General features: G+C 71.1%; 26 protein-coding genes and 1 tRNA gene. 14 read left to right on the top strand and 13 right to left on the bottom strand.

All coding sequences use genetic code 11. The annotated features are described in order from the left end of the window. Window positions 1-3 precede the first annotated feature (3 nt). Window positions 4-915 carry an MBL fold metallo-hydrolase gene (locus tag NK718_RS12215; protein ID WP_254742458.1) on the bottom strand — a complete coding sequence of 304 codons (912 nt, stop codon included), beginning with the start codon at window positions 913-915 and terminating at the stop codon, window positions 4-6. Window positions 916-1,047: 132 nt separating this feature from the next. On the opposite strand from NK718_RS12215, the gene NK718_RS12210 reads away from it, so the two are divergent. The 3 genes from NK718_RS12210 (at window position 1,048) to rhaM (ending at window position 2,998) form a co-directional block, all read left to right on the top strand. After that, window positions 1,048-1,647 (top strand): biotin transporter BioY, encoded by a 600-nt coding sequence (locus NK718_RS12210; RefSeq protein WP_254742455.1) that lies wholly within the window; start codon window positions 1,048-1,050, stop codon window positions 1,645-1,647. 403 nt (window positions 1,648-2,050) lie between these two features. Next, window positions 2,051-2,566 (top strand): cold-shock protein, encoded by a 516-nt coding sequence (locus NK718_RS21965; RefSeq protein WP_371877273.1) that lies wholly within the window; start codon window positions 2,051-2,053, stop codon window positions 2,564-2,566. Window positions 2,567-2,683: 117 nt separating this feature from the next. After that, window positions 2,684-2,998, top strand: coding sequence for an L-rhamnose mutarotase (gene rhaM / locus NK718_RS12195; protein ID WP_254742452.1), 315 nt, complete (start codon window positions 2,684-2,686; stop codon window positions 2,996-2,998). An 83-nt stretch (window positions 2,999-3,081) separates the two neighbouring features. On the opposite strand, the gene NK718_RS12190 is transcribed toward rhaM, so the two are convergent. The 3 genes from NK718_RS12190 to NK718_RS12180 form a co-directional block, all read right to left on the bottom strand. Continuing rightward, window positions 3,082-5,460, bottom strand: coding sequence for a methyl-accepting chemotaxis protein (locus NK718_RS12190; RefSeq protein ID WP_254742449.1), 2,379 nt, complete (start codon window positions 5,458-5,460; stop codon window positions 3,082-3,084). 18 nt (window positions 5,461-5,478) lie between these two features. Beyond that, the gene (locus NK718_RS12185; RefSeq protein WP_254742446.1) at window positions 5,479-5,940 is read right to left on the bottom strand and encodes a chemotaxis protein CheW; all 462 of its coding nucleotides are present in this window, start codon (window positions 5,938-5,940) and stop codon (window positions 5,479-5,481) included. A gap of 311 nt (window positions 5,941-6,251) precedes the next feature. Next, window positions 6,252-6,328: transfer RNA gene (locus NK718_RS12180), tRNA-Pro, on the bottom strand. A 176-nt stretch (window positions 6,329-6,504) separates the two neighbouring features. Here NK718_RS12180 and NK718_RS12175 point away from each other — a divergent pair. Next, window positions 6,505-6,705 carry a hypothetical protein gene (locus NK718_RS12175; protein ID WP_254742443.1) on the top strand — a complete coding sequence of 67 codons (201 nt, stop codon included), beginning with the start codon at window positions 6,505-6,507 and terminating at the stop codon, window positions 6,703-6,705. A 95-nt stretch (window positions 6,706-6,800) separates the two neighbouring features. Next, entirely contained in the window at window positions 6,801-7,088 is a 288-nt protein-coding gene (locus NK718_RS12170) for an HlyU family transcriptional regulator (RefSeq protein WP_254742440.1), read from the top strand. Between the two features lie 39 nt (window positions 7,089-7,127). On the opposite strand, the gene glyS is transcribed toward NK718_RS12170, so the two are convergent. Both glyS and NK718_RS12160 read right to left on the bottom strand, forming a co-directional pair. Beyond that, window positions 7,128-9,284: a glycine--tRNA ligase subunit beta gene (gene glyS, locus NK718_RS12165; protein ID WP_254742437.1), complete on the bottom strand. Its 2,157-nt coding sequence runs from the start codon at window positions 9,282-9,284 to the stop codon at window positions 7,128-7,130. Window positions 9,285-9,396: 112 nt separating this feature from the next. Next, window positions 9,397-10,317 carry a glycine--tRNA ligase subunit alpha gene (locus tag NK718_RS12160; protein WP_254742434.1) on the bottom strand — a complete coding sequence of 307 codons (921 nt, stop codon included), beginning with the start codon at window positions 10,315-10,317 and terminating at the stop codon, window positions 9,397-9,399. Between the two features lie 148 nt (window positions 10,318-10,465). Between NK718_RS12160 and NK718_RS12155 the strand changes: the two genes are divergently transcribed. Beyond that, window positions 10,466-10,768: a hypothetical protein gene (locus tag NK718_RS12155; RefSeq protein WP_254742431.1), complete on the top strand. Its 303-nt coding sequence runs from the start codon at window positions 10,466-10,468 to the stop codon at window positions 10,766-10,768. A 3-nt stretch (window positions 10,769-10,771) separates the two neighbouring features. Here NK718_RS12155 and NK718_RS12150 read toward each other — a convergent pair whose 3' ends face one another. After that, window positions 10,772-11,569, bottom strand: a complete 798-nt coding sequence (locus tag NK718_RS12150; RefSeq protein ID WP_254742428.1) for a tRNA1(Val) (adenine(37)-N6)-methyltransferase — start codon at window positions 11,567-11,569, stop codon at window positions 10,772-10,774. Continuing rightward, entirely contained in the window at window positions 11,566-11,802 is a 237-nt protein-coding gene (locus NK718_RS12145; RefSeq protein WP_254742425.1) for a putative signal transducing protein, read from the bottom strand. Before NK718_RS12145 ends, NK718_RS12150 begins: the two co-directional genes overlap by 4 nt. Before the next feature lie 135 nt (window positions 11,803-11,937). On the opposite strand from NK718_RS12145, the gene NK718_RS12140 reads away from it, so the two are divergent. Beyond that, the gene (locus NK718_RS12140) at window positions 11,938-12,951 is read left to right on the top strand and encodes a polyprenyl synthetase family protein (RefSeq protein WP_254742422.1); all 1,014 of its coding nucleotides are present in this window, start codon (window positions 11,938-11,940) and stop codon (window positions 12,949-12,951) included. Window positions 12,952-12,994: 43 nt separating this feature from the next. Here the strand turns inward: NK718_RS12140 and NK718_RS12135 are convergent, their stop codons facing one another. The 3 genes from NK718_RS12135 to NK718_RS12125 all read right to left on the bottom strand — a co-directional run bounded on the left by NK718_RS12135 (window position 12,995) and on the right by NK718_RS12125 (window position 17,466). After that, window positions 12,995-13,885: a 4-(cytidine 5'-diphospho)-2-C-methyl-D-erythritol kinase gene (locus tag NK718_RS12135; RefSeq protein WP_254742419.1), complete on the bottom strand. Its 891-nt coding sequence runs from the start codon at window positions 13,883-13,885 to the stop codon at window positions 12,995-12,997. Beyond that, on the bottom strand, window positions 13,875-15,638 hold the full coding sequence (locus NK718_RS12130) for a tetratricopeptide repeat protein (RefSeq protein ID WP_254742416.1): 1,764 nt from the start codon (window positions 15,636-15,638) through the stop codon (window positions 13,875-13,877). Before NK718_RS12130 ends, NK718_RS12135 begins: the two co-directional genes overlap by 11 nt. Window positions 15,639-15,786: 148 nt before the next feature. Continuing rightward, complete coding sequence (locus NK718_RS12125; protein ID WP_254742413.1) at window positions 15,787-17,466, bottom strand: electron transfer flavoprotein-ubiquinone oxidoreductase; 1,680 nt, start codon at window positions 17,464-17,466, stop codon at window positions 15,787-15,789. Window positions 17,467-17,597: 131 nt separating this feature from the next. Here NK718_RS12125 and NK718_RS12120 point away from each other — a divergent pair, with 131 nt between their 5' ends. Then, window positions 17,598-18,395: a uracil-DNA glycosylase gene (locus tag NK718_RS12120; RefSeq protein ID WP_254742410.1), complete on the top strand. Its 798-nt coding sequence runs from the start codon at window positions 17,598-17,600 to the stop codon at window positions 18,393-18,395. Here the strand turns inward: NK718_RS12120 and NK718_RS12115 are convergent, their stop codons facing one another. Continuing rightward, window positions 18,396-18,929 carry a glycosyltransferase gene (locus tag NK718_RS12115; protein WP_254742407.1) on the bottom strand — a complete coding sequence of 178 codons (534 nt, stop codon included), beginning with the start codon at window positions 18,927-18,929 and terminating at the stop codon, window positions 18,396-18,398. Window positions 18,930-19,101: 172 nt separating this feature from the next. Between NK718_RS12115 and NK718_RS12110 the strand changes: the two genes are divergently transcribed. The 4 genes from NK718_RS12110 to NK718_RS12095 all read left to right on the top strand — a co-directional run bounded on the left by NK718_RS12110 (window position 19,102) and on the right by NK718_RS12095 (window position 22,848). Further along, the gene (locus NK718_RS12110; RefSeq protein WP_254742516.1) at window positions 19,102-20,220 is read left to right on the top strand and encodes a PA0069 family radical SAM protein; all 1,119 of its coding nucleotides are present in this window, start codon (window positions 19,102-19,104) and stop codon (window positions 20,218-20,220) included. Window positions 20,221-20,246: 26 nt separating this feature from the next. After that, window positions 20,247-20,669: a VOC family protein gene (locus NK718_RS12105; RefSeq protein WP_254742404.1), complete on the top strand. Its 423-nt coding sequence runs from the start codon at window positions 20,247-20,249 to the stop codon at window positions 20,667-20,669. Between the two features lie 153 nt (window positions 20,670-20,822). Continuing rightward, the gene (rnhB, locus tag NK718_RS12100) at window positions 20,823-21,518 is read left to right on the top strand and encodes a ribonuclease HII (protein ID WP_254742401.1); all 696 of its coding nucleotides are present in this window, start codon (window positions 20,823-20,825) and stop codon (window positions 21,516-21,518) included. Window positions 21,519-21,669: 151 nt separating this feature from the next. Then, window positions 21,670-22,848 (top strand): site-specific DNA-methyltransferase, encoded by a 1,179-nt coding sequence (locus NK718_RS12095; RefSeq protein WP_254742398.1) that lies wholly within the window; start codon window positions 21,670-21,672, stop codon window positions 22,846-22,848. Window positions 22,849-22,851: 3 nt separating this feature from the next. Here the strand turns inward: NK718_RS12095 and mutY are convergent, their stop codons facing one another. Then, window positions 22,852-23,931: an A/G-specific adenine glycosylase gene (gene mutY / locus NK718_RS12090; RefSeq protein ID WP_254742395.1), complete on the bottom strand. Its 1,080-nt coding sequence runs from the start codon at window positions 23,929-23,931 to the stop codon at window positions 22,852-22,854. Between the two features lie 77 nt (window positions 23,932-24,008). Here mutY and NK718_RS12085 point away from each other — a divergent pair, with 77 nt between their 5' ends. After that, window positions 24,009-24,500, top strand: a complete 492-nt coding sequence (locus NK718_RS12085; RefSeq protein ID WP_254742392.1) for a DUF721 domain-containing protein — start codon at window positions 24,009-24,011, stop codon at window positions 24,498-24,500. 259 nt (window positions 24,501-24,759) lie between these two features. Beyond that, the gene (locus NK718_RS12080; RefSeq protein ID WP_254742389.1) at window positions 24,760-25,404 is read left to right on the top strand and encodes a DsbA family protein; all 645 of its coding nucleotides are present in this window, start codon (window positions 24,760-24,762) and stop codon (window positions 25,402-25,404) included. Window positions 25,405-25,427: the final 23 nt, after the last annotated feature.

Here is a 25,427-nt window from a genome sequence, read left to right as displayed (position 1 = left end):
GTCTCAGCGCAGCTCGAAGCGCGAGCCGAGGGAGGGCGGCCCGTCGGACTCCACGACGCCGCGCGCCACGAGGTCCTCGATATGGGCCAGCACCGACATCGCCGCGCCGCCCAGCAGCGCCGGGGCGAGGCCCTCGTAGAGCCGGGGCACGATCTCGGCGACGCGTGTGTCGCCGGCGGCGAGCCGGTCGAGGATCGAGGCCTCGCGCTGCCGACGGTGGTGCGCCAGGGCGCGCACGTAACGCTGCGGGTTCGTCACCGGCCCGCCATGGCCCGGCCAGTACACCTCCTCGGGGCGCGCGCCGAGCCGCGCCAGCGAGGCCATGTAGTCGCCCATCGCCCCGTCCGGCGGCGCGACGACGGTGGTGGACCACGCCATCACGTGGTCGCCCGAAAACAGGGCGTTCTCCTCGGGCAGAGCGAAGGCGAGATGGTTGGCCGTGTGGCCCGGCGTGGCGACCGCCTCAAGTGTCCAGCCGTCGCCCTCGATCCGCTCTCCGTCGGCCAGTTCGGTGTCGGGGACATGGTCGCGGTCGCCGCCGCCCTCCCCGCCACCCGTTTCGTGGGCGTGCAGCGGGCGCGCGGGCCGGTGCGGACCGCAGCCGACGATCGGCGCGCCGGTGGCCGCGCGCAGCAGGCGCGCGCCGGGCGAATGGTCGCGATGGGTGTGGGTGACCACGATTCGGCCGATGTGCTCGCCCTGGAGCGCGGCGAGCAGGCGGGCGATATGGCCGCTGTCCTCCGGGCCGGGGTCGATCACCGCCACGTCGCCGCGCCCCACTACGTAGGTGCAGGTGCCGGTGAAGGTGAACGGGCCGCGATTGCCCGCCACCATGCGCCGCACGAGCGGGCTCACGGTCTCCATCGTCCCGGCCGGACTGTCGAAATTGCGCTCGAAGGGAATGTCGTCGCTCATGCTGCTGTCCGCCGGATGTCGGAGGGCGGGGCCACTTGTGGCGTTTCGCGCGAGACCCTATACGGGGAAAGTCATTGCATAAAGGAGAGGGGCGACCTCTCCGGGTCCCCGTCTGCCGCGAAAGGCTTTCTCATGGCCGTTCAACCGTCTTCGACCACGCTTGTTTCCGCGATCTGGCCGGCGCGCGCCGACCTCGGCGGCGTGCTTCGCGCCGTGCTGCTCGCCGTCGCGGGCACGGCGCTGCTGACGCTCTCGGCCAAGCTGAAGGTGCCCTTCTACCCGGTGCCGATGACGATGCAGACGCTGGTGGTGCTGATGCTGGGCGCGGCCTACGGCTCGCGCCTCGGCGCGGCCACCGTGGCCCTTTATCTGCTGGAAGGCGCGCTCGGACTGCCCGTGTTCGCCGACACGCCGGAGCGCGGCATCGGGCTCGCCTACATGATGGGCCCGACGGGTGGCTTCCTGGTCGGCTTCCTCGCCGGCGCGGCGATCGTCGGCTGGCTGTGCGAACGCGGCCTCGGCCGCTCGCTGCTCGGCATGCTTGCCGCCATGACGATCGGCCACCTCGCGATCTTCGCCTTCGGCTATGGCTGGCTGGCCACGCTGGTCGGCCCCACGGCCGCCTGGGCCGGCGGCGTCGCCCCGTTCTTCCTCGCCACGGCGCTGAAGACGGCGCTCGGCGCGGTGCTGGTGCCGGCCCTGTGGTCGGTGGCGGACCGCCGCCGCGGCTGAGCCTGCGGCCCAACACTCACCCGAACGACGGCGCCCGCGGGGCGCCGTTTTTCGTTGCGGCTCCCGCGTGGCGCGCGCCCCGCCATTGTTTCTCGCCATCGCGCGCGGCGAGCATGACCTCGGCAAATCGAGGACCCGCCGGATTCCGTTCGGAACATGAAAAAAAAAGCAGTTGCGGACGCAATACGGCCACGTTGCTTCTAGACATCATGGCATCCGATGTGCCACTGAGTCGTCTCCCGACCTCCAGTGGCTGACGATGAACAAAGACCGGAACAATTGGGAGCGGCGTCGCCGCTCTTTCGACGAAGAGAATTTCGCCCCCAGCCGCGACCGCGGCCCCGTCTCGGGGGGGTATGTCCCCAGGGCCCCGGTGCAGGCAGGCCCTGAGGTCGGAGCCACAGTGAAGTGGTTCAAGTCCGACAAGGGCTTTGGCTTCGTGACGCTGGATGACGGCACGGGCGACGCGTTCCTTCCGGGCCGCGCCGTCGAGGCCTCGGGCTACAGCTCGATGGATTCGGGCACGACGCTGCGTGTGCGCGTCGGCCAGGGCCAGAAGGGCGCGCAGGTCACCGAGATCATCAGCGTCGACACGTCGACGGCGGAGCCCCCGCGCGCCGGCGGCGGCTTCCAGCGCCGCGAGCGCAGCGACTTCGGCGGTGGTGGCGGCGGCGGTGGCGGCGGCTTCGCCCCGCGCGGCCCCGGCGAGACGCACAGCGGCACGGTCCGCTGGTACAACGGCGAGAAGGGCTTCGGCTTCGTGCAGATCGACCAGGGCGGCGGCAAGGACGTATTCGTGCACGTCTCGGTGCTGCAGCGCGCCGGCCTGCGCGACCTCGTCGAGGGCCAGAAGGTCCGCGTCACCGTGGTGCAGGGCCAGAAGGGTCCGCAGGCGGACGCCATCGAACTCGAGGATTGATCGGGCGACGGGCTACCCGTCGTCCCTCTCCTGAACAGGGGCCGTCCGCGAGGGCGGCCCTTTTTCGTTTCGGCTGAAGCGCGCCCGGGCCGCGACGGCCCGGCGGCGGAGGACACCATGCAGCGGCACGCCTTCAAGATGTTCCTGAACCCGGGGCGCAGCGCCGAATACCGCAAGCGGCACGACGAGATCTGGCCGGAGCTGGCCGCGTTGCTTCGCGACAGCGGCGTGTCGAACTATTCGATCTTCCTCGACGAGGAGACCGGCGTGCTGTTCGGCTATCTCGAGCGCACCGACGACCACCGCATGGCGGACCTGCCGTCCCATCCCGTCATGCGGCGCTGGTGGGATTTCATGAAGGACATCATGCGCAGCAATCCGGACGGCTCCCCCGTCGCCGTGCCGCTGGTCGACATGTTCCACCTGCCCTGAAACGCCGGACCGCCGGGACGCGTCGCGCCCGGCGGCTCGGATCGACTCAAGGGGCGGCGGCGCCGCCCCGGATGGCGTCGCTTCTAGAACTGGCTCCAGTCGCCCGCCTGGACCGTCCGTCCGCCGCCGACGGCGACCCTGCGGCGCGGTTCGCCCGAAGTGGGACGCGGCCCGGAGAATGCCGACTTGGCGAGGTCCTGGAGCCGCTGCGGCGCGTCCGGGCGCACCGCTTGCTTCATGCGCGCGTCCGTCTTGAAGGCGGCGACAAGCTCGTCGAGCTTGCGGATCTGCCCCGTCAGCGAGGTGGCGGACGCGGCGCTCTGCTCGGCCAGCGCGGCGTTCTGCTGCGTCATCTCGTCCATGTGCGCGATGGTCTGGCTCATCTCCTCGATGCCGTTGGCCTGCTCGGCGGCGGCGGACGAGATCTCGCCCACCGTCTCCGAGACCTTGACCGACGCCGAGACGATCTGCTCCAGCGTATCGCCGGCGGAGCGGACGAGCCTCACGCCCTGCGCCACTTCGGCCGCCGAGGAGGAAATCAGCCCGGTGATGTCCTTGGCCGCTTCGCTGGAGCGCTGCGCCAGCGTGCGGACCTCCGAGGCGACGACCGCGAAGCCCTTGCCCGCCTCGCCGGCCCGCGCCGCCTCGACGGCCGCGTTGAGCGCCAGCAGGTTGGTCTGGAACGCGATGTCGTCGATGACCGAGGTGATCGCCGAGATGCGCTGCGACGCGGCCTCGATGCGGCTCATCGCCTCGACCGCTTCGCGGACAACGCCACCCCCCTGCTCGGCGACGCTCATCGCCTCTTCCGCCAGGCCCACCGCGCGGCGGGAGGCGCTGGCGCTGGCCTTGACGGACGCGGCCAGTTGCTCGGTGGTCGCGGCGGTCTCCTCGAGCGAGGCTGCCTGCCCTTCCGTCCGCCGCGAGAGGTCGTCCGCGCCGACATTGATTTCGCCGGCGGCGTTGTTGACGTCGACGGTGGTCGCCTGGATCACCGTCACGGTCTCGGCGAGGCGCACGACCGTGGTGTTGATGGCGGTCTTCAGCTCCTCGAGGCGGCCCGAATAGGGCGCGCGGACCGTCTGGGTGAGGTCGCCCTGGGCGACGGCGCCCAGCACCTCGGCGAAGTCGCCAGTGGCGGCATCCACGATCTGGTTGATCTGGTTGACGCTCTCCACGAGCTTGCCGAGTTCGGGCTGGCTGGTCCGGACCTCGGCGCGCAAGCCGAAATCGCCCTGGGCAGCGGCTTCGACGACCACGCCGACCTCGCGCACCACGGCCGCCATTTCGGCAGCCTGGGCGGCGCGCTGCTCCGCCTGGGCGCGTTCCTCCGCCTCCAGCTCGTCCGTCCGCACGAGGCTGACACGGAACGCCTCCGCCGCCTTGGCGGCGTCGCCGACCTCGTCGGCGCGATTCGCATAGGGCACCTCGACATCGCGCCGGCCCGAAGCGAGCTGCGACAGGATGTCCGCGATACGGCGGATCGGGCGCGCCACGGACAGCGTCGTCGACACCGCCGTTCCCACCATCACGAGCAGCGCCAGCGCGCCGAGCAGGAGCCCGCTCATCGTGGCGTTGCGGATCGACGCCTCGAGCTCGCGGCTGGCGGCGTCGTTGCGCTCGCGGGCCGTCACGCGGGTTTCGTCGATCAGGGCGGTCAGCTTCTCGCGAAGGGGCGTGCTCTTCTGCGTCACCACGGCCATTTCCCTCTCGGTCGCGTGAACCTGACGTGTCATCACGTCCTGCAGGCGTCCAAGGGTTCCATGCAACTCGTCCACCTCGCGCAGCAGCGCGGCGTCGGCGAGCCGGCCCCGGACGTCGGTGAGCGCGGTCGCGGCGCCGCTCAGCTGGGTGTTGATGGCGCCGAGCAGCCCTTTGTCGCCAGTGGCCTCAAAGCGCCACATCGCCGTGCGCGAGCTCTTCAGATGGGCGTCCAGATCCACGAGGTCGCGTTCGATCTCGAGTCGCCCCGGCAACGTGGCCGGAAGTCCGGTTTCGACCAGCGCGCCCATCCGCTTGTCCCACGCCGCCGCAAGCTCCATCTGCTCGCGCCGAAGCGCCAGGCGCTCGGTATGAACCGCGCCGATTTCGGCCACGGCGGCCAGGTAGTCGGCCAGGATCTCCTTGGCCTTGTTCAGCCGCGCCCTGTTTTCGGGAATGCCCGCCCGCGCGAGCGCCCGGTCGACGGCGGCGTTGGCCGCGCTGGCGGTTGCCGGAACCGCGTCCATGGCCTTGGCGAGTTCCTCGGAATTCTTCGAGAGCTGAATGCCGCGGTTCAGCGCCTGGACCGTCGAGACTTCGGCGCCGAGCATGACGACGGTCTCGATGACGGTCGACGTGCGCGACTGGAGGTCGCCCAGTCCGCCGATGGTGGAGAAGGACCATTGCTGGACGCCCATGAGCGCCGCGAGGAGGGCGACGCCGCATCCAGCCTGCAATGCAAGCTTATGGCCGATACGCATTTTGCCAATCATGATGTGTCACTCGGTAGCGATGGCAGAGATGCGAAGCAGGGGGACGACGTCGTCATCGCGGACGACGAGCGCTTCGATGAGACCGTCGGCGTCCTCGCCGACGGGAGTTCGCCGGATACTCTCCGGCGAGAGGTCGAGAATGTCGGAGACGGAGTCGGCGAGGATGCCGAACTGGCGAGAATCGTCTTCGACGACGATCACCACGCTCGCGGCCGCCTTTTCGCCGGAGTTCCGGCCCAGCCGCGCGGCGAGATCGTAGATCGGGATGACCTGGCCGCGCAGGTTGATGACGCCGAGCATGTAGGGCGGCGCATCCGGCAAGGCGGTGGCCTTCTGCCAGCACTTGATCTCGCGGACCAGATCGACGGGGATCCCGAAGGTCTGCTCTCCCACTTTGAATATGAGCACTTGTTGAGGCGGAGCGGGGGGCGCCCAGATGTCTGCTGTGTTCGATGAAATGACTTGCACGAACGTCCTCCGCGCGAGGCTGCGAAAAATGTACTTCAACAGCCGAGTGCGATGTGAAACTGTACTGCTCAGCAATAAACAAACCGTGTAGATTCACGAATCCCTACTTGCGAGCAAGAATCGAATTTTACAACTACAGCTATTCTTCATTAGACTCTTTGGCGTAGCGCAAACTTTTTTCACGCCAAAGTTGCGCCTTGACTTATCGCAAGGCCGAGTCGTCAGCCGGCGCCGGCGGCTGCCCGCCAGCGGTCGCCGAAACGAAAACGGGCGGCCCGAGGCCGCCCGCTTTTCCGTCGAAGAAGGTCAGATGGTCGGAGCGAAAGGATTTGAACCTTCGACCCCCTCGTCCCGAACGAGGTGCGCTACCAGGCTGCGCTACGCTCCGCCATGTCTGACGGGCGGCGTTATAGCCGTCCCCTCCGTGGATCGCAAGCGCGGATCGCCCCGTCGGGTCGCTTATTGGGCCGCCATGCGATAACGTGGGGACTTGACCTCGCGCCCCCTCGCGACAGGTCAGCACGCGGGGGCAGGACAGAAGACATCCGCACGAGGAGGCCTCCCATGCCTTACTTCGTCCATTGTCTCGACTGCCAGCAGGGCGACCCGCCGCGCTACGTGCGCGCGACGCCGCGCGTGTTCGAGACGCCCGAGGCGGCCAACGCCTACGCGGCGCAGATCGAGCCAGAGCGCCGCGCCCTGGTCACCACCAACCCGTCGCCGCCGCCGATGGAGGACGACACCGTCGGCGACTCGGTGTCCTGAGCGGGGCGCGACGCGGCGGCGGCGATGCCCTATGATGGCTCCGACACCGGAGGCGCCGCCCGAAGCAGGCGGCCGGAGAGCGGAGCGGACGATCCATGCTGAAATCCCTGTGGGCGCGACTCACCGGCGGAACGGGCGGTCCCGCCGCCGAAAGCGCCTCGGACCCCGTCGAATACAAGGGCTACCGCATCATCGCGACGCCCTTCGCGGAAGGCGGCCAGTACCAGACGGCCGGCGTCATCGAGAAGGATTTCGGCGGCGAGACGAAGCAGCACCGCTTCATCCGGGCCGAGAAGCACGGCAGCCGGGGCGAGGCCGAGTCGTTCTCGATCACCAAGGGGCAGCAGATCGTCGACCAGCAGGGCGACCGCGTTTTCGACTGAGGGCGTCCCGGCGCGACAAGCGCGCCGGTTCGCGCGCGTTCAGCCGCCGATGAGCGAGAAATCGGCGACGGCCCGCGTCGCCTCGCGAAGCCGCCCCAGCAGGCGCAGCCGGTTGGCGCGAAGGGCGGGGTCGGGATCGTTCACGGTCACCTTGTCGAAGAACGCGTCCACGGCCGGCCGCAGCTGCGCCAGCGCCGCCATCGCGCCCTCGAAGTCGTCGCGCCCGACATGCTCGCGGGCGTGCCGCTCGGCGACATCGAGCACCTCCGCCAGCACCCTCTCCTCGGGCAGCCCGCGGTCCCGCAGCAGGTGCGCGTCGACCGGCTCGGCGTAGCCGACCCCGTCCTTCTTCTCCTCGATGCGCAGGATGTTGGCGGCGCGCTTGTAGCCGGCCAGCAGGTTCGCCCCGTCCTCGCTGTCGAGGAAGGAGCCCAGCGCCTCCACCCGGCGCACGATCATCAGCAGGTCGTCTTGCGCCGCCCCGTCGCCGGCGGCCAGGGCCGCGTCGATCAGGTCGTGCCGCGCGCCCTTGTCGCGCAGATAGACCTTCAGCCGGTCGTGGAAGAAGGAGAGGAGGTCGGCGCCCAGCCCCTGCGGGGCCGCCCCCACCGCGCCGAGCTTCGCGACCGCCGCCGCGAAGGCGTCCACGAGCCGTAGCCTCAGCCCGTTCTCCAGCACCAGGCGGATCACGCCCAGCGCGGCGCGGCGCAGCGCGTAGGGGTCCTTGGAGCCGGTGGGCTTCTCGTCGATGGCCCAGAAGCCGACCAGCGTGTCGAGCTTGTCGGCGAGCGCGACGCCGACGGACACCGGGTCGGTGGGCACGCGGTCGCTGGGACCCTGCGGCTTGTAGTGCTCCTCCAGCGCGGCGGCCACGGAGGCGTGCTCGCCCTGCAGATCGGCGTAGCGGCGGCCCATCAGGCCCTGCACCTCGGGAAACTCGCCGACCATCTCGGTGACGAGGTCGGCCTTGGCGAGTTCGGCCGCGCGGGCGGCGAGTTCGGGCTGCGCCCCGACGAGCGGCGCGAGCTCGCGCGCCAGCGCCATCAGGCGGTCGATCCGCTGGCCCTGCGTGCCGAGCTTCTCGTGGAACACGATGTCGAGCGCGCGCAATTTGGCGAGGCGCTGGTCGAGCGGCTTGCCCGCCTTGTCGGCGTAGTCCGGCAGCGGCCGCTGGTCGGTCTCCCAGAAATGCCGGGCGTCGGAGAGGCGGGCGCGCACGACGCGCTCGTTGCCGGTGACGATCTTCCCGCCGCCGTCGCTCGCCTCGATGTTGGCGACGAGGATGAAGTGGTTGGAGAGCGCGCCGGTCGCCGGATCGCGCAGCACGAAGCACTTCTGGTTGGCGCGGATCGTGGCGCGCACCACCTCGGGCGGGATGGCGAGGAAGGCCGCGTCGAACGAGCCGACCAGCGCCGTCGGCCATTCGACCAGCCCGGCCACCTCCTCCAGCAATCCCTCGTCCTCGACAAGCTCCAGGCCCCGCGCGAAGGCGAGGTTGCGGGCGTCCGCGAGGATGATCTCCTTGCGCCGGTCGGCGTCGAGCACGACGAAGGCGCGGTGGAGCGCCGCCTCGTAGTCCTCGAAGCGGCGAACCGTGAAGTGCGACGGGGCCATGAAGCGGTGGCCGCGCGTGACGTCGCCGGCGCGCACGCCGTCGACCTCGAAGGCCACCACCTCGGGCGTCTCCGTTTCCGGCCCGAACGTGCACAGGATGGATTGCAGCGGCCGCACCCAGCGCAGCGCGCCGGCTTCGGCCGAGCGCGCGCCCCAGCGCATCGACTTCGGCCACGGGAAGCTGCGGATGATGCCGGGCATGATCTCGGCCACCACCTCGGGCGTCGGCCGCCCCGGCTTCTCGATCACCGCGACGTAGAACTCGCCCTTCTTGGGGTCGGACTGCACCGTCGCCTGGCCGATGTCCGCGAGGCCGGCGCTCTTCAAAAAGCCCTGGATCGCGCCCTCCGGCGCGCCGACGCGCGGGCCCTTCTTCTCCTCGCGCACGTCCGGCTGCCGGGCCGGCAGGCCGACGACGTGCAGCGCCAGGCGGCGCGGCGTGGCGAAGGCGCGCGCGCCCTCGTAGAGGCAACCGCGCTCCACCAGCGCGTCCGTGACGAGCTTCCGGAGGTCTTCGGCCGCGCGGCGCTGCATGCGCGCCGGGATTTCCTCGGACAGGAGTTCGATCAGCAGGTCGGGCATGGCGGGTTCAACGCGAAGGTTCGGGCGCTCGGGGAAGCGCCGGCTGCAACGGACCGCTCCGCTTTAAAGAGCGCGGGCGATCCTGTCGAGAACAAGGCGCTGCGCCGGCCGCTCAGCCGGCGAAGCCGCCGGCCTCCGTCTTCATCCAGGCCGCGCCGCAGGCCTTGGCCAGCTCGCGCACGCGCAGGATGTAGCTCTGGCGCTCGGTGACGGAGATGACGCCGCGCGCGTCGAGCAGGTTGAAGACGTGGCTCGCCTTGATGCACTGGTCGTAGGCCGGCAGCGCGAGAAGGTGGCGGCCAGCGTCCGTCTCGCCCTGGCGCAGCAGGGAGCGGCACTCCTCCTCGGCGTCCTTGAAGTGCTGGAACAGCATGGCGGTGTTCGCCGCCTCGAAATTGTGCCGCGAATATTCCTGCTCGGCCTGCAGGAACACGTCGCCATAGGTGACCTTGTCGTCGCCCTCGAGCCCGTTGAAGTTGAGGTCGTAGACGTTCTCCACGCCCTGCACGTACATGGCGAGGCGTTCCAGCCCATAGGTCAGCTCGCCCGACACGGGGGCGCATTCGACGCCGGCGACCTGCTGGAAATAGGTGAACTGGCTCACCTCCATGCCGTCGCACCAGCACTCCCAGCCGAGCCCCCAGGCGCCCAGCGTGGGGCTCTCCCAGTCGTCCTCGACGAAGCGCACGTCGTGCAGCTTCATGTCGATGCCGATGGCTTGCAGCGAGCGCAGGTAGAGATCCTGCAGGTCCGGCGGCGAGGGCTTCAGGATCACCTGGTACTGGTAATAGTGCTGCAGCCGGTTGGGGTTCTCGCCGTAGCGGCCGTCCTTGGGGCGGCGCGAGGGCTGCACATAGGCGGCCTTCCACGGCCGGGGACCGAGCGAGCGCAGCGTGGTCGCCGGATGGAACGTGCCCGCGCCGACCTCCATGTCGTAGGGCTGCAACACGACGCAGCCCTGCTCCGCCCAGAAGCGGTGCAGCGTGAGGATGAGGCCCTGGAACGAGCGTTCCGGCTTCAGTGCGTCGGTCATGGCGAAATCCGGGTCGGCCGAGAAAGCGGCGCACCGTAGAAGCGCCGTCCGGACCGGTCAAGGCACGGCTCCCGGAGAGCCAGGCGGGAAAAAAACGGCGCGTGGCGCGTTGTCCGGCTGTCCGACGCTACAGGAGGCAGTCGATCACATGAGAGTTTTGCGTCTGGTTCTCTGCGGCCTCGCCGCCACTTTGGTCTGGGCCGCCGCCCCGCTTCCGGCCGAGGCCGCCGCCGTCCCGCCCAGCGCCGCCGTGGCGTTGCAGCGCGAGGCTCCGAGCGCCATCGAGACGGTTCGTCACCGGGGCTATTATCACGGCCCGCGCCGACATGGCTGGGGGCCGCGCTGGGGCTGGCGGCACCATTACCGCCGCCACTACGTGCGGCCGCGCGTCACCTGCCGCATCGAGTACGGCTATTACGGCCCCCGCCGGGTCTGCCACCGGCGCTGGTGACGTCTAGGGGCGCAGCACGCGCTCGCCCCGGTGGAGCGCTTCCGCCTCCGGCGTGAAGCGCCCGTCGGGGCCGTGCAGCACGAGGCCAGGCCGCAGCGCGAAGGGCGCGCGGCTTCCCTTGACCCCTCGCGCGATGACACGGACCGCGTCATCGCCGGCGCGCGGATGGATCGGCCTCGCCGAGACGCCGCCGAAGCGCCCCGCCATCGCGGCGAGCAGGGTCGGCAGGGCGTCGGCCCGGTGGATGACGACCAGCTCGCCGCGCGGGCGAAGCATGTCCGCCGCCGCCTTGATCCAGCCGTCCAGCCCGCCCTCCCCGATCACGTGGGCGCGCCGACGGCGCGGGTCCGGCGAGGGCCGCCCGGCCGCCCCCTCCGCGAAGGGGGGGTTGGTGAGCACCAGATCGGCGTCGCCCGCCGCGATGCCGGCTCCGAGGCGCGCCCGGTGCGGCGCCAGCGCGTCGGCCTCGATCACCTCGACCCGCTCTCCGCAACCGTTCAGCGCGGCGTTGACGCGCGCCGCCTCCGCCATTTCGGGATCGATCTCGACGAGGCGGATGCGGGCCTCCGGCGCGCGGATCGCGACGGCGAGCCCGACCGCCCCCACGCCGGCCCCGAGATCGACCAGCGTGCCGCGAAATCCGTCGGGCGCGGCGGCGGCCAGCAGCACGGCGTCCGTGCCGGCGCGGTGCCCCCGGGCGGGCTGGCGCAGGATCAGACGGCCGCCCAGCAGCAGGTCCCGCCGCCACCCCGCGCCCTCGACGTCCGGCTCGGCGCGTGGGCCGACGCCCTCGGCGCTCATGATCCCCCGGGGGAGGGCGCGAGTTCGGCCCCGAGCCCGGCGTCCCGCAGCAGGCGGCGGGCCTGGGCCGCGTGATCCTCCGGCACCATGACGCGGCGGGGGAACGCGCCGATCGAGCCCTCCACCGCGCTGACATGCGCGTCCGCCACGAACAACGGCACGCGCGCCTCGCGCAACAGGGCCTCGATGAGGGAGATCAGGACGATATCGTTGGTGCGGACGAGGGTGATCACGGGGCCTCCCCGCCGACTCTGCGACGGCGCGGCCTCCGCGACAAGCGGCCGAGTTGCGAAATTGGGGCCGCGATGGCAGTTTGCGCCCGCGAGACGGACGTCGCTGATCGGTCCGGGGGCCTGAAGGGGATCGACGTGGGCGTTGTCATTCCATTGGACGGATCGCCGTCCGCACCCAGCATTGACCCTCTCCTGCGCCTGACCTCCGCGGGGATGGAGCGCGTCAACCAGCTCATCTTCGACCGCGTGGGCTCGGACGTGCAGCTCATCCCCGAGATCGCGCGCCACCTCGTCAATTCCGGCGGCAAGCGGCTGCGGCCCATGCTGACGCTGGCCTGCGCGGAGCTGTGCGGCAGCCAGGGCGAGGGCGCGGTCAAGCTCGCCGCCTCCGTCGAGTTCATGCACACGGCGACGCTGCTGCACGACGACGTCGTGGACGGCAGCGAGATGCGGCGCGGCAAGCTCGCCGCGCGGATGCTGTGGGGCAACGAGGCGAGCGTGCTGGTCGGCGACTTCCTGCTCGGCCAGGCCTTCAAGATGATGGTCGAGGTCGGGTCGCTGCACGCGCTCGACGTGCTGTCGACCGCCGCGGCGGTGATCGCCGAGGGCGAGGTGATGCAGCTCGCCGCCGCCAAGAACACCTCGACCACCGAGGACGAGTATCTCGCGGTGGTGCGCGGCAAGACGGCGGCGCTGTTCGCCGCCGCCTGCGAGGTCGGCCCCATCATCGCCGGCCGCGACCGCGACGAGCAGGCGGGCTGCCGCAGCTACGGCGCCAATCTCGGCATCGCCTTCCAGCTCGTCGACGACGCGCTCGACTATGGCGGGGCCAGCGCCAAGCTCGGCAAGAAGGTCGGCGACGACTTCCGGGAGGGCAAGATCACCCTTCCCGTCGTGCTCTCCTTCCGGCGCGGCACGGAGGCGGAGCGCGCCTTCTGGAAGCGCACGCTGGAGCAGGGCGACATCCAGGACGGCGATCTCGAGCAGGCCATCGCCATCATGCGGCGGCACCGGGCCATCGAGGACACGATCGAGCGCGCCCGCCACTACGGGGCCATGGCGCGCGACGCGCTGGCGTTGTTCCCCGACGGGGACATGAAGGACGCGCTGATCGAGGCCGTCGACTTCTGCATCGCCCGCACCAACTGAGCGAGTTCACGCCCGAGCGGGCGATCAGTCAGCTCGGGCCGCTCTATCGCAGCAGCGTGGGCGCGATCCACCAGCCGGGATGGCGCGTGCGCAGAGTCCGGGCCGCCCGCGCGGCGGCGTGGCAGTCGTCGTAGAGGCCGAAGCAGGTTGCGCCCGAGCCCGACATGCGGGCGAGGCGGCAGCCTTGCGTGGCGCGAAGCGCCGCCAGGGTCTCGCCGACCGCCGGCGCGACGCGCAGCGCCGGCGCTTCGAGGTCGTTGCCGCGCGCGGCGAGCCAGTCCATGAGCGCGGCGCGGCCGCGCGGCGGCGGCGCGCCGGGGTCCTCGCGCAGGCGCTGGCCCGGCCGCAACCCGAGTTCCCGGAACACCGAAGGAGTCGGCGCGGCCACGCCGGGGTTGGCCAGCACCGCGAACAGCGGCGGCAGGCCCAGCTTCTCGCCCACACGCTCGCCGATCCCCGCCATCATGCGGGCGCTGGGGTCGAGGCAGACGCTGACGTCCGCGCCCGTCGCGACGGCAGCCGCGACCACCGCCCCATGCCCCGCAGGCAGGCCGGCGGACGCGGCGAGCAGGCGCAGCGCGGCGGCGGCGTCCGACGAGCCGCCGCCAAGGCCCGCGGCCACCGGCAGGCGCTTGGTCAGGCGGAAGCTGCCGCGCGGCAGGCCGGGACACCGGGCCTCCAGCGCGCGGGCGGCCTTGAGAACCAGATTGTCGGCGGGGTCGCCGGTGTCGGCGGCGCTCGGCCCCTCGACGCGGATGGCCCAGTCCGGCCCCGGCGCGAAGGACAGACGGTCCCCAGCGCCGGCGAAGGCGACGAGGCTATCGAGGTCGTGGTAGCCGTCCGCGCGGCGGCCGAGCACGCGCAGCGTCAAATTGACCTTGGCCGGCGCGCGCGACGGGTCGAGCCCGGCGCGGGCGGCCGGTTCAGCCGCCATTCGCCTTGGTCTCGCTCACCTCGGCGGCGGCGGGCTTGGCCTCGTCCGGCAGGCCCTTCTCGATCTTCTCGAGGATGCGCGGAAGGTCCTCCGGCTCGGGCTTGAGGTCGCGCGCGTGGTTCCACTGGAACCCCGCCTCGAGCTTGCGGCCGCTGCGCCAGTAGGCGTCGCCGAGATGGTCGTTGATCACCGGGTCGGACGGCTTCAGCTCGATCGCCCGCTCCAGGATGCGCAGCGCCTCGTCATAGCGGCCGAGCCGGTAATAGGCCCAGCCGAGGCTGTCCACGATGTAGCCGTCGGTCGGCCGCTGGTCGACGGCCTTCTTCAGCATCTGGAAGGCCTCGTCGAGGTTCATGTGCTTGTCCACCCAGGTGTAGCCCAGGTAGTTGAGCACCAGCGGCTGGTCCGGCGAGAGCCGCAGCGCCGTCTTGAAGTCGGCCTCGGCCTTCGGCCAGTCCTTGCTGCGCTCGTAGGCGATGCCGCGGAAATAGAACAGCGACCAGCGGCTGGCGTCGGGGTTGTCGCCGACCAGCGCCACGGCCCGGCTATAGGCCTCGGCCGCCTTGGCGAAATCCTTGCGCGACCGGTAGACGTTGCCGAGCGCGGTAAGCGCCTCGATGTCGTTGGGCTGCTTGGCGACCAGCCCCTCGAGGCGGGCCACCGCCTCGTCCTTGCGGTCGAGCTGCTCCAGGTTCAGCGCCACCTGCACCTGCGCGCCGCGCCGCAGCGGGGACGCCTCGGGCACCGAATCATAGGTGTCGTTGGCGCGCTCCATCTGCTTCAGCCGGTCGTAGATGTCGGCCAGCGTGATCCAGGCGAGCCCGTTGTTGGGCGCGAGCCACAGCGACAGGCGCAGGTAGAACATCGATGCCAGTTCGTCGCCCTGCCGGTTGCTGGCGGAGCCGACGCCGAACAGCACCTCGCCGGCCCCGGCCTGCGCGTTGGGCACCAGCGTCTCCAGCGTCTTGCCCTGGTCGAGCTGCTCCAGCGCGGAGGTGACGATGGGATGGCGCGGCAGGATCTTCTCGAACTCGCGATAGACGGCCTTCGCCTCGTCCGGCTTGCCCTGGCGCGAGAGGAAGCGGCCATAGGCGTCGACGATGCGCAGCGTCCGCTTCTCCGCCTCGTAGGCCGCCTTCAGGCGACGGCCGGCCTCGGCCTGGTTGCCGGCGAGTTCGGCGATGAGCCCGGCGTGATAATCCTTGAAGGCGGCGAGGCCGGCCTCGCCCTTGATCGAGTCGACCGTCTCCAGCGCCTTCTTGGCATTGCCGGAGCCGAGCCACGACCACGCGACGATCAGCGTGGAAGTGAAGTCGACCGGTCGGTTCTTGACCGACCTGCCGAGCCGCGCCCGCACCTTCGGGAACTGCTTGGCCTGCATGTCGCGCACGCCGAGCGTGAGCTGGGCGAGCGCGTTGTTCTGGTCGCGGGCGACGATCCGCTCGGCCAGCCGCGCCGCGTCGGGATAGGACCCCTCGACGAGCAGCGAGACGAAGGCGCGGTCGGTCAGCTCCGGGTTGCGCGGGTCGTCGCGCAGCGCCTCGCGATAGAAGAAGGCCGCGGCGCTGGTGTCGCGCGCGGCGGCTGCCACCACGGCCGACAGGAAATTGCCCGCCAGCGTGTCGCCGGCGTCGATCGTGTCGGTGTAGCTCTCCGCCGAGGCCGGCGCGCACGCTGCCCCGGCCGACAGCATCGCCGCCAGCACGAGTGGCATGAACCGGCCGCGCCGGGCATTATCGATCGATCGCTTCACGCTGAGCCGCTCTTTTTGTGTTTGCTCGCACCTGCGCCACCCCGGCGCCGCGCGACACCCGGAATCGCAACTGGCAACATGGCGTTTTTGCGGTAGCGCGGCAAGCCGGGGCCTCGCCGCGACAGGCGGGCGGCCCCGGCGGGCCCGATCACATGTTGGGGTAGTTCGGCCCGCCGCCGCCTTCAGGCGTGGTCCAGTCGATGTTCTGGGCGGGGTCCTTGATGTCGCATGTCTTGCAGTGGACGCAGTTCTGCGCGTTGATCACGAAGCGGGGATCGGTGCGCGCGTCCGCGTCAGCGTAGACCACCTCGTACACGCCGGCCGGGCAATAGAGCCGCGCCGGCTCGCCGTAGGTTGGCAGGTTGCGGGCGATCGGGACCGACGGATCCTTCAGCCGCAGGTGGACCGGCTGGTCCTCCTCGTGGTTGGTGGCCGACAGGAACACGGACGACAGCTTGTCGAACGACACGACCCCGTCCGGCTTCGGGTAGACGATGGGCTTGACCTTGTCGATCGGCTTCAGCGTCGCGTAATCGGCCTTGCCGTGGCCCAGCGTGCCGAACATGGACGCGCCGAACAGCTGGTTGGTCCACATGTCGAGCCCGCCCAGCGCGACGCCAATCGCCGTGCCGTAGCGGGACCACAGCGGCTTGACGTTGCGCACGCGCTTGAGGTCGCGGCCGATCTCGGACTCGCGCCAGGCCTGCTCGTATCCGGCCAGCTCGTCATTGGCCCGGCCCGCCGCCAGCGCCTCGCAGGCGTGCTCGGCCGCCATCATCCCGGACAGGATCGCGTTGTGCGAGCCCTTGATGCGCGGCACGTTGACGAAGCCGGCCGCGCAGCCGATCAGCGCGCCGCCGGGGAAGGACAGCTTCGGCACCGACTGCCAGCCGCCCTCGGTGATGGCGCGCGCGCCGTAGGAGATGCGCCTTCCGCCCACGAAGGTGTCGCGGACCAGTGGGTGCGTCTTGAAGCGTTGGAACTCGTCGAATGGCGACAGGGTCGGGTTGGTGTAGTTGAGATGCACCACGAAGCCCACCGCCACGAGATTGTCCTCGAGGTGGTAGAGGAAGGAGCCGCCGCCGGTGGAGTTGTCGAGCGGCCAGCCGAACGAATGCTGCACCAGGCCTGGCCGGTGCTGCTCCGGAGCCACCTGCCACAATTCCTTGAGGCCGATGCCGAATTTCTGCGGCTCGCGGCCGGCGTCGAGGCCATATCGGGCGATGAGCTGCTTGGTGAGGCTGCCGCGCGCCCCCTCGCCGAACAGCACGTACTTGCCGCGCAGCTCCATGCCGCGCGTGAAGCCGTCCTTCACCTCGCCGGACTTCGAGACACCCATGTCGCCGGTGGCGACGCCGACGACCTCGCCGGCCTCGCCATACAGCACCTCGGCGGCCGCGAAGCCGGGATAGATCTCGACGCCCAGGGCCTCGGCGCGGGCCGCCAGCCAGCGCGCCACGTTGCCGAGCGAGACGATGTAGTTGCCGTGGTTCGACATCAGCTTCGGCATCAGCGCGTTGGGGAGGCGCACCGAACCGGCCGGGCCGAGCAGGTAGAAGCGATCGTCGGTGACGGGGGTGCGGATCGGCGCCTCGGGATCGTCGCGCCAGTCCGGCAGCAGGCGGTCCAGCCCCACCGGATCGATCACGGCGCCCGACAGGATGTGCGCGCCGACTTCGGAGCCCTTCTCGACCACCACCACCGACAGGTCCGGGGCGACCTGCTTGACCCGGATCGCCGCCGCCAGCCCGGCCGGGCCCGCGCCGACGACCACCACGTCATAGTCCATGCCCTCCCGGGGCATGTTGCGCGCCTCTGCCAGATCCATTCCTCGAACTCCCCGCCCGACCCGAAATCGACCGGACACCTATGGACCAGCCCCGTTCGCACCGCAACACACCGGATGGTGGAGGCCGGCGGGCGCTGGCGTCCGGCGCGGCGGACCGGTAAAGATCGGCCATGGACCCGCTCCCCCTCGACCCCCGCCAGGCAGCCGCCCTTGTGGTGCAGTGGTATGCCGAGATGGGCGTCGACGCGGCGCTCGACGAGACGCCGCGCAACCGCTTCGAGGAGGCGCCGCGCCGCCCGGCGCCCACGCCCGAGCCCGCGCCCCCGCCCTCCCCGGCGGCGGCCGGCAGCGTCGACGAGGCGGCGGCGGCGGCCCGGCTGCTGGCGCGCTCGGCGCGCAGCCTCGACGAGCTGCGCGACCTGCTCGCCGCCTTCGACGGCTGCGCGCTGAAGACCACCGCCAAGAACCTCGTCTTCGCGGACGGCGACCCCAAGGCCCGGCTCATGCTGGTCGGCGAGGCGCCCGGAGCCGACGAGGACCGCCAGGGCCTGCCCTTCGTGGGGCGCTCCGGCCAGCTGCTCGACCGCATGCTCGCCGCCATCGGCCTCGACCGCCGCGCGGTCTACATCGCCAACATCATCCCGTGGCGGCCGCCGGGAAACCGCACGCCCACCCCGCAGGAAGCCGCGACCTGCCAGCCCTTCATCGAGCGGCAGATCGAGCTTGCCGACCCCGACATCCTGGTCTGCCTCGGCGGGCCGTCGGCGCAGGCGCTGCTCGGGCTGAAGGAAGGCATCACCCGCGCCCGCGGCCGCTGGACCGAGTACGACACCGGCAAGCGGCGCATCCGCGCCATCGCCACGCTGCACCCCGCCTACCTGCTGCGCCAGCCGCTGCAGAAGCGCCTCGCCTGGCGCGACCTCAAGGCGATCCGCAAGGCGCTCGACGAGAGCGCAACCCCGGCCTAGTCAGAAGGCCTGGTTGCGCGCCGACCTCGGACGACGGTCATATAGCGGCGCGGCCAGGCGAACCGGCCGCCCCGGCCGCGCCAGCGCCCGGCGATGGACGACGAGAGACGGTGCGGCCAGCGCATCACCGAGCAGGTCCGCGCGCCAATTGGCGAAGGCGGCCGACAGCGTCCGGCCGCGGGCGGCGGCCATCGTGAACACGGCGCAGCGCGGGCGAGATGCGGCCTGCCCCACCACGAACTCGGCCGTCTCGGCCATCCAGTCGCCGCCCGGCGCGAAGCCCGGCTCCAGCACCAGCAGCCAGTCGGACCGGGCGAGCGCGGCGGCCTCGGCGACGCGCGCCGCTCGCTCTCCCGGGCCTTCGCGCAGCACGCACCCCGCCGCGTCGGCGATGCTCCGCAGAGCCTCGTTGGGCGCGGCGGCCGCGAGCGCGACATCTCGCACCAGTCCCTCGGCGGCGGCCGGAACCAGCGCGGACAGCGTCTCGACGAGGAAGGGCTGGCCTCCCGTTGTCGGAATCACAACGGACAACATGGACGCAGACTAGCATGCCGGCGGAGGCGGCCGGGAACGGCGGACGACCTCTTGCGTTCCTTGCGTATTGATGGTTTGTTCTCTTTACGTTCGATCAACGGGACTCGAAATGCTCCATTTCAAACGCACGGGCGACAGCGCCGCCCCGCTCGCCCGTCCGAAACGGCGGCCGATGAACCTCGACTTCGCCAGCGCGGATCCGGCGCGGCCGCGGCCCGACGAGATCGTCGACGGCGAGCGTCGGCGCGGGCGCGGTTCGCTGTCCAACCGCTCCGGCCGGTTCGAGCCGCAAACGCGCACGCCGGAGGACGACGGCTGGGGCAGCGCGGCCGAACTGCCGCCCTTCCGTATCGAAGTGACGGTAGAGCGGCCGAAGACCGTCATCACCCGCAACGATTCGCCCGACATCTCGTTCGACCGCTCCATCAACCCCTATCGCGGCTGCGAGCACGGCTGCGTCTACTGCTTCGCGCGGCCAACCCATGCCTATATGGGCCTGTCGCCGGGGCTCGACTTCGAGTCCAAGCTGTTCGTGAAGGCCGGCGCGGCGGAGCTCCTGGAGCGCGAGCTGGGCGCGGCCGGCTACACGCCCCGCACCATCGCCATCGGCACCAACACCGATCCCTACCAGCCGATCGAGCGCGAGCACCGCGTCATGCGCTCCGTGCTCGAGGTGCTGGCGCGGGCCAACCACCCCGTCGGCATTGTCACCAAGTCGGCGCTGGTCACCCGCGACATCGACATCCTGGCCCCGATGGCGGCAAAGGGGCTCGCCAAGGTGGCGCTGTCGGTGACGACGCTCGATCCCGGGCTGGCGCGGACCATGGAGCCGCGCGCCTCGACGCCGAAGAAGCGGCTCGACGCCATCCGCCAGCTCTCCGAGGCCGGCATTCCGGCGAGCGTCATGGTCGCGCCGATCATCCCGGCTGTGAACGATCCGGAGCTCGAGGCGATCCTCGGAGAGGCCCACGCCGCCGGTGCGCGGGAGGCCGGCTACGTGCTGCTGCGCCTGCCGCTCGAGGTGCGCGACCTGTTCAGGGAATGGCTGCTGGAGCATCATCCCGACAAATTGCGCCACGTACTCTCGCTGATCCGCTCGACGCGCGGCGGCAAGGACTACGACGCCAAGTGGGGCGAGCGCATGACCGGCGACGGACCCTATGCCTGGATGATCGGCCGGCGCTTCGAGATCGCCGCCGAGCGCCTGGGCTTCAACAAGACGCGCCGGCGGCTGCGGACGGACCTGTTCTCGCCGCCGGCGCGGCCGGGCGAACAGCTCAAGCTGCTCTGAGCGGGACGACCAAGGAGATCCGGGCCATGCGCCAGCGCCTCAACCTCGTCACTCTCGGCGTCGCCGATCTCGCCCGGTCTCGGGCGTTCTACGAGCGGCTCGGCTGGACGGCCTCCTCCGCCGGCGGCGAAGGGGTGTGCTTCTTCGACCTCAACGGCGTCGTGCTGGCGCTCTTCGCCCGGCCGGAGCTCGCCAAGGACGCGGGTTTGGCGGACCTGCCGCCGGCCGGAGCGGTGGCGCTGGCGCAGAACCTGCCCGACCGCGACGCTGTCGACGAAGCCATGCGCGAGGCGATCGCCGCCGGCGGCGAGCCGAGGCGGGCCGCCGAGGCCACGTTCTGGGGCGGCTACTCGGGCTATGTCGCCGACCCGGACGGGCATTTGTGGGAGTTCGCCCACAACCCGTTCTGGCCGCTCGACGACGACGGGCGCGTCCGCCTGCCGGCATAAGCCTCGCGGCCGGCTGGTCCTTGGGGCGGCGTGGGAGGCCGGAAGCCGCTTGTCCGCGTCCGGACGGCAACCGGGATGGGGAAGGCGGGGACAATTGCGCCTTCGGGCTGGCCTCGGGCTTGCCTCCGGCCGCCGGAAGGCCAGCATGGGGTGATGACCCGAATCGCCCGGCCGAGCCCGGCCTCCCGCAAGGACGCGCCCCGACGCGCCGCCGCGCCTGCCGCCGAGGCTGGGCGCTGGCCGGACTTTTCGCGGGAGCAGGCGCTGATCCGACGCGGCCATTCGCCGGTGGCGGGCGTCGACGAGGCCGGGCGCGGGCCGCTCGCCGGTCCGGTCGTCGCCGCCGCCGTGGTTCTGGACCCGGCGCGCATTCCCGAGGGGCTGAACGATTCGAAGCTGCTGCCGCCGGCCCGCCGCGACGAGCTGTTCGACGAGATCGTCGCCACGGCCGACGTGGCCGTCGCTTCCGTCTCGGCGGCGCGCATCGACGCCATCAACATCCGCCAGGCGACGCTGGAGGCCATGCGCCGCGCGCTCGCCGGCCTGTGGCGGCCGCCCGGCTTCGTGCTGGTGGACGGGCGCGACCTGCCCGGCTGGGCGGGGCCCGGGGAGGCGGTGGTCAAGGGCGACCGGCTGGTCGCCTCCATCGCGGCGGCCTCGATCGTCGCCAAGGTGACGCGCGACAGGATGATGAGCCGGCTCGGCGTCCACTTCCCCGCCTACGGGTTCGAGCGGCACGCCGGCTACGCCACCGCCGCCCACCGCGTCGCGCTGCTGGCCCAGGGACCCTGCCCCTATCACCGGATGAGCTTCGGCATGCTCGACGGCGATACGGATAACGAAGAGTAAAAAATCTCCAAACGGCAGGTTAACGCAGCGCTCGGCAATTGTTGCCGCCGGTTGTTCTGATCCGAGACGAAATTTCTCGAAGCCGGAAACCAGCTCTTTACCTTGCCACACCCATAGTGACCTCCGTTCAGTTGCGTAACGGTGCTGCACCATGGGTATCCCGCGTACCGATGCAGCCGGTGTCGAACCCCGGATTCAGGTTTCGCGTACCGGGCGTTCCACACCGGCTGGTCGGAGGGAGCGTTGCGCTCTCCCCCTCGACCGCATTCTCGTCGGCGATTGCGTCGCGGAGCTGTCCAAGCTCCCCGAGGCCAGCGTCGACCTGGTGTTTGCGGACCCGCCCTACAACCTCCAGCTCGAGGGCGCGCTGATGCGTCCCGACCAGTCGCTGGTCGACGCGGTCGACGACGACTGGGACAAGTTCGCGAGCTTCGAGGCCTACGACCACTTCACCCGCGCCTGGCTGCTCGCCACGCGGCGCGTGATGAAGCCGAACGCCACGCTGTGGGTCATCGGCTCCTACCACAACATCTTTCGGGTCGGCGCGATCCTGCAGGATCTCGGCTTCTGGATCCTCAACGACATCGTGTGGCGCAAGGCCAACCCGATGCCGAACTTCCGCGGCCGCCGCTTCACCAACGCCCACGAGACGATGATCTGGGCGTCGAAGGGTCCGAAGGCCCGCAACTACGCCTTCAACTACGACGCGTTGAAGGCCGGCAACGAGGATTTGCAGGTCCGCTCGGACTGGTTCATCCCGCTGTGCACCGGCGCGGAGCGGCTGAAGGACGCCGAGGGCCGCAAGGTCCACCCCACCCAGAAGCCCGAGGCGCTGCTGGCGCGCGTGCTGCTCGCCTCCTCTCAGGCCGGCGACGTGGTGCTGGACCCGTTCTTCGGCAGCGGCACCACCGGCGCGGTGGCCCGTCGCCTCGGCCGCCACTTCGTCGGCGTCGAGCGCGACGCCGCCTATGCCGAGGCGGCGCAAGCCCGCATCGAGGCGGTCGAGCCGCTGGGAGCCGAGGCGGTGCGCAACGCGCCCGAGAAGCGCAGCGAGCCTCGCATTCCCTTCCTCTCCGTCCTCGAGGCCGGCCTGCTGCCCCCCGGCGCGACGCTGACCGACGAGAAGCGCCGCTTCCAGGCCGTGGTGCGGCCCGACGGCAGTCTGGCGCTCGGCGACTGGATCGGGTCCATCCACAAGATCGGCGCGCTGGCCCAGGGCCTGCCCGCCTGCAACGGCTGGACCTTCTGGCACGTCGAGAGCGAGGCGGGGCTCGCCCCCATCGACGGCTTCCGCAAGGCGCTGCGCGGGCAGATGGCGCAGGCGGCCTGAGGCTCAGCCGCCGAGGACGTGCGCCACCACCTTGCGCATCAGGTTGGGCAGGGCCTCCTCGCCCAGCTTCTCCAGCCGTGTCCAGCGCGCCCCCTCCGGCGCCGGCGTTTCTTCGGGCACGGCGGCCACGAGCACCGTCAATGAGAGCGGGAAGTGCGTGAAGACGTGCTCGACGACGCCCGGCGCGACGCGCCAGGGCGCGGCGAGGGGCGCGTCGCGCAGCGCGTCCCGCGGGTCGTAGTCGGCCGCCCAGGCGCTGCCGGGCACCTCCGCCATGCCGCCCAGCAGGCCCTTCGGCGGGCGGGTGCGCAGCAGGATTGCGCCGTCCTCGCGCAGCGCCACGAAGGCCGCGCCGCGCCGCGGCGCGCCCGCCGCCTTGCGCTCCTTGCGCGGATAGGTCTCCGCCGCGCCGGCCTCGCGGGCGGCGCAGGGCTCGCGGAACGGACACAGGCCGCAGGCCGGGGCGCGCGGCGAGCAGATCGTCGCGCCGAGGTCCATCATCGCCTGCGCGAAGTCGCCGGGCCGGCGCGCCGGGGTCAGCCCGTCGGTGAGCGCGCGCACCACGGGTTTGGCGCGCGGCAGCGCCTCCTCGACCGCGAAGAGGCGCGTCACCACGCGCTCGACATTGCCGTCGACGACCACGGCCCGGCGGTCGAACGCGATGGCGGCGATGGCGGCGGCGGTGTAGGGGCCGACGCCCGGCAGCGAGCGCAGCGCCTCCTCCTCCGCCGGGAAGCGCCCGCCGAACCGCTCCACGACGGCCTTGGCGCAAGCGTGGAGGTTGCGCGCGCGGAAGTAGTAGCCGAGCCCCGCCCAGGCCCGCATCACGGCCTCGCTCTCCGCTTCGGCGAGGGCGTGGACGGTGGGGAACAGGCCGAGGAAGCGCTCGAAATAGGGCTTCACCGCCCGCACCGTCGTCTGCTGCAGCATGATTTCCGACAGCCAGACGCGGTACGGGTCCGGCGTTTCGCCGGGGGCGGCGCGCCACGGCAGCACGCGGCGGTTGCGATCGTACCAGTCCAGCAGATCGCCGGGGTCGGGCGTCGGGCGCGGCTTTCGCGGGCGGTCGGGGGAGGCTACCATGCGACAGGTCTAGGGCGCGGCGGGCGTGCTTGTGAAGGGCGCGCGGCGCCGCGGGCCGAATCACCGGGGGATTTCGCGTGAAGAAGCCCAAGCTCCGGCCGCTGGCGGACCTCGTGGCGCCGTGCCTCCAGCCGATGCTGGCGGCCAAGGGATTCGCCAGCGCCGACGTGGTGGTGGCGTGGCCGGAGATCGTCGGCGAGCGGCTGGCCGCCTGGAGCGAGCCAATGAAGATGCAGTTCGCGCGCAAGCCGCATGGCGGCCCGGACGAGCCGCCGGAGCCGGCGACGCTGGTGGTGCGGGTGGAGGGCGCGTTCGCGCTGGAATTGCAGCACCTCGCGCCGCTGATCGTCGAGCGCGTCAACGCCCATTACGGCTGGCGCTGCGTCGGCCGCCTCTCCTTCCGCCAGGGTCCGCTGGAGCGCGACCGATCCCCGCCCCGCCGCGCGCCCGAGCCCGATGCCGCGACCATGGCTGAGATGCGCGCCCGCGTGAGCGGGGTGGAGGACGACGCCCTGCGCGAATCCCTCGCCCGCCTCGGCGCCGGCATCCGCGCCCGCAAGTCCGGCTGAGGTCACATCCGACTGAACGCGGCCAATGGGCGGACCTCGCTCCTTCCCGCCCCGTCCGTCCGCTTTCCCCACCCTTTCGTGAACGATGCCGCGGGTCGGGCGCTTGCATCGGGCGTCGTCTTGCCACAATCCTGCGGCGACAAGCGGAAGGGGCGTCGGGCGGAGAGCCCGGCCGACGGCCCGCGTCGCGCGCCGCGACAGGACACAAGGTCGGGCCTCGCGAGAGACGGCCGATCCCATGGAGCCGAGGAGAGTTCGCATGTTGACCCGCCGTACCGTGATCCAGGGCATCGCCGCCGTCGGCCTCGCCGCCGCCGCGTGGGACGGCCTGCCGGCGAAGGCGCTGGCCCAGACCGTGTCCGACGCCGATCTCGCCGTCCCCGGGCCGCTGGGCGACATCGAGCTCGGCTCCAAGACCGCCAAGGTCACCATCTACGAATATGCCTCGATGACGTGCAGCCATTGCGCGCATTTCCACGAGACTGCGTGGCCGACGCTGAAGCAGAAATACATCGACACCGGCAAGGTGCGCTTCGTGATGCGGGAATTCCCGCTCGATCCGCTCGCCACCGCCGGCTTCATGCTGGCGCGCTGCGCCGGCGACGCGAAATATTACGCCGTGATCGACCTGCTGTTCAGCCAGCAGAAGAACTGGGCGTTCGTCGACAAGCCGGTCGAGGCGCTGGCCAAGATGGTCAAGCAGGCCGGATTTACACAGGAATCGTTCGAGGCCTGCTTGAAAAACCAGCAGGTTTATGACGGCGTGAACGCGGTGCGGGACCGTGGCGCGCAGAAGTTCGGCGTCAACTCCACCCCCACCTTCTTCATCAACGGCCAGATGCAACGCGGGGCCCTTTCGGTTGAGGAACTGGAGAAGATCCTCGCTCCCCTCGTCGGGAGCTGACCGGCGCTTCCGGGCCGCGCGGC

This window comes from Alsobacter ponti, assembly GCF_024294805.1.
Taxonomy (GTDB): domain Bacteria; phylum Pseudomonadota; class Alphaproteobacteria; order Rhizobiales; family Beijerinckiaceae; genus Alsobacter; species Alsobacter ponti.
The sequence above is the reverse complement of the archived record's forward strand: the minus strand, read 5'-3'. Positions and strand labels throughout refer to the sequence as shown.

Bases quoted from the DNA above. Each gene is read 5' to 3' on its own strand.
- NK718_RS12215 (WP_254742458.1), bottom strand. From the start codon at position 915: ATGAGCGACGACATTCCCTTCGAGCGCAATTTCGACAGTCCGGCCGGG.
- NK718_RS12210 (WP_254742455.1), top strand. From the start codon at position 1,048: ATGGCCGTTCAACCGTCTTCGACCACGCTTGTTTCCGCGATCTGGCCG.
- rhaM (WP_254742452.1), top strand. From the start codon at position 2,684: ATGCAGCGGCACGCCTTCAAGATGTTCCTGAACCCGGGGCGCAGCGCC.
- NK718_RS12190 (WP_254742449.1), bottom strand. From the start codon at position 5,460: ATGCGTATCGGCCATAAGCTTGCATTGCAGGCTGGATGCGGCGTCGCC.
- NK718_RS12175 (WP_254742443.1), top strand. From the start codon at position 6,505: ATGCCTTACTTCGTCCATTGTCTCGACTGCCAGCAGGGCGACCCGCCG.
- NK718_RS12170 (WP_254742440.1), top strand. From the start codon at position 6,801: ATGCTGAAATCCCTGTGGGCGCGACTCACCGGCGGAACGGGCGGTCCC.
- glyS (WP_254742437.1), bottom strand. From the start codon at position 9,284: ATGCCCGACCTGCTGATCGAACTCCTGTCCGAGGAAATCCCGGCGCGC.
- NK718_RS12160 (WP_254742434.1), bottom strand. From the start codon at position 10,317: ATGACCGACGCACTGAAGCCGGAACGCTCGTTCCAGGGCCTCATCCTC.
- NK718_RS12155 (WP_254742431.1), top strand. From the start codon at position 10,466: ATGAGAGTTTTGCGTCTGGTTCTCTGCGGCCTCGCCGCCACTTTGGTC.
- NK718_RS12150 (WP_254742428.1), bottom strand. From the start codon at position 11,569: ATGAGCGCCGAGGGCGTCGGCCCACGCGCCGAGCCGGACGTCGAGGGC.
- NK718_RS12135 (WP_254742419.1), bottom strand. From the start codon at position 13,885: ATGGCGGCTGAACCGGCCGCCCGCGCCGGGCTCGACCCGTCGCGCGCG.
- NK718_RS12125 (WP_254742413.1), bottom strand. From the start codon at position 17,466: ATGGATCTGGCAGAGGCGCGCAACATGCCCCGGGAGGGCATGGACTAT.
- NK718_RS12120 (WP_254742410.1), top strand. From the start codon at position 17,598: ATGGACCCGCTCCCCCTCGACCCCCGCCAGGCAGCCGCCCTTGTGGTG.
- NK718_RS12115 (WP_254742407.1), bottom strand. From the start codon at position 18,929: ATGTTGTCCGTTGTGATTCCGACAACGGGAGGCCAGCCCTTCCTCGTC.
- NK718_RS12110 (WP_254742516.1), top strand. From the start codon at position 19,102: ATGAACCTCGACTTCGCCAGCGCGGATCCGGCGCGGCCGCGGCCCGAC.
- NK718_RS12105 (WP_254742404.1), top strand. From the start codon at position 20,247: ATGCGCCAGCGCCTCAACCTCGTCACTCTCGGCGTCGCCGATCTCGCC.
- rnhB (WP_254742401.1), top strand. From the start codon at position 20,823: ATGACCCGAATCGCCCGGCCGAGCCCGGCCTCCCGCAAGGACGCGCCC.
- NK718_RS12095 (WP_254742398.1), top strand. From the start codon at position 21,670: ATGGGTATCCCGCGTACCGATGCAGCCGGTGTCGAACCCCGGATTCAG.
- mutY (WP_254742395.1), bottom strand. From the start codon at position 23,931: ATGGTAGCCTCCCCCGACCGCCCGCGAAAGCCGCGCCCGACGCCCGAC.
- NK718_RS12080 (WP_254742389.1), top strand. From the start codon at position 24,760: ATGTTGACCCGCCGTACCGTGATCCAGGGCATCGCCGCCGTCGGCCTC.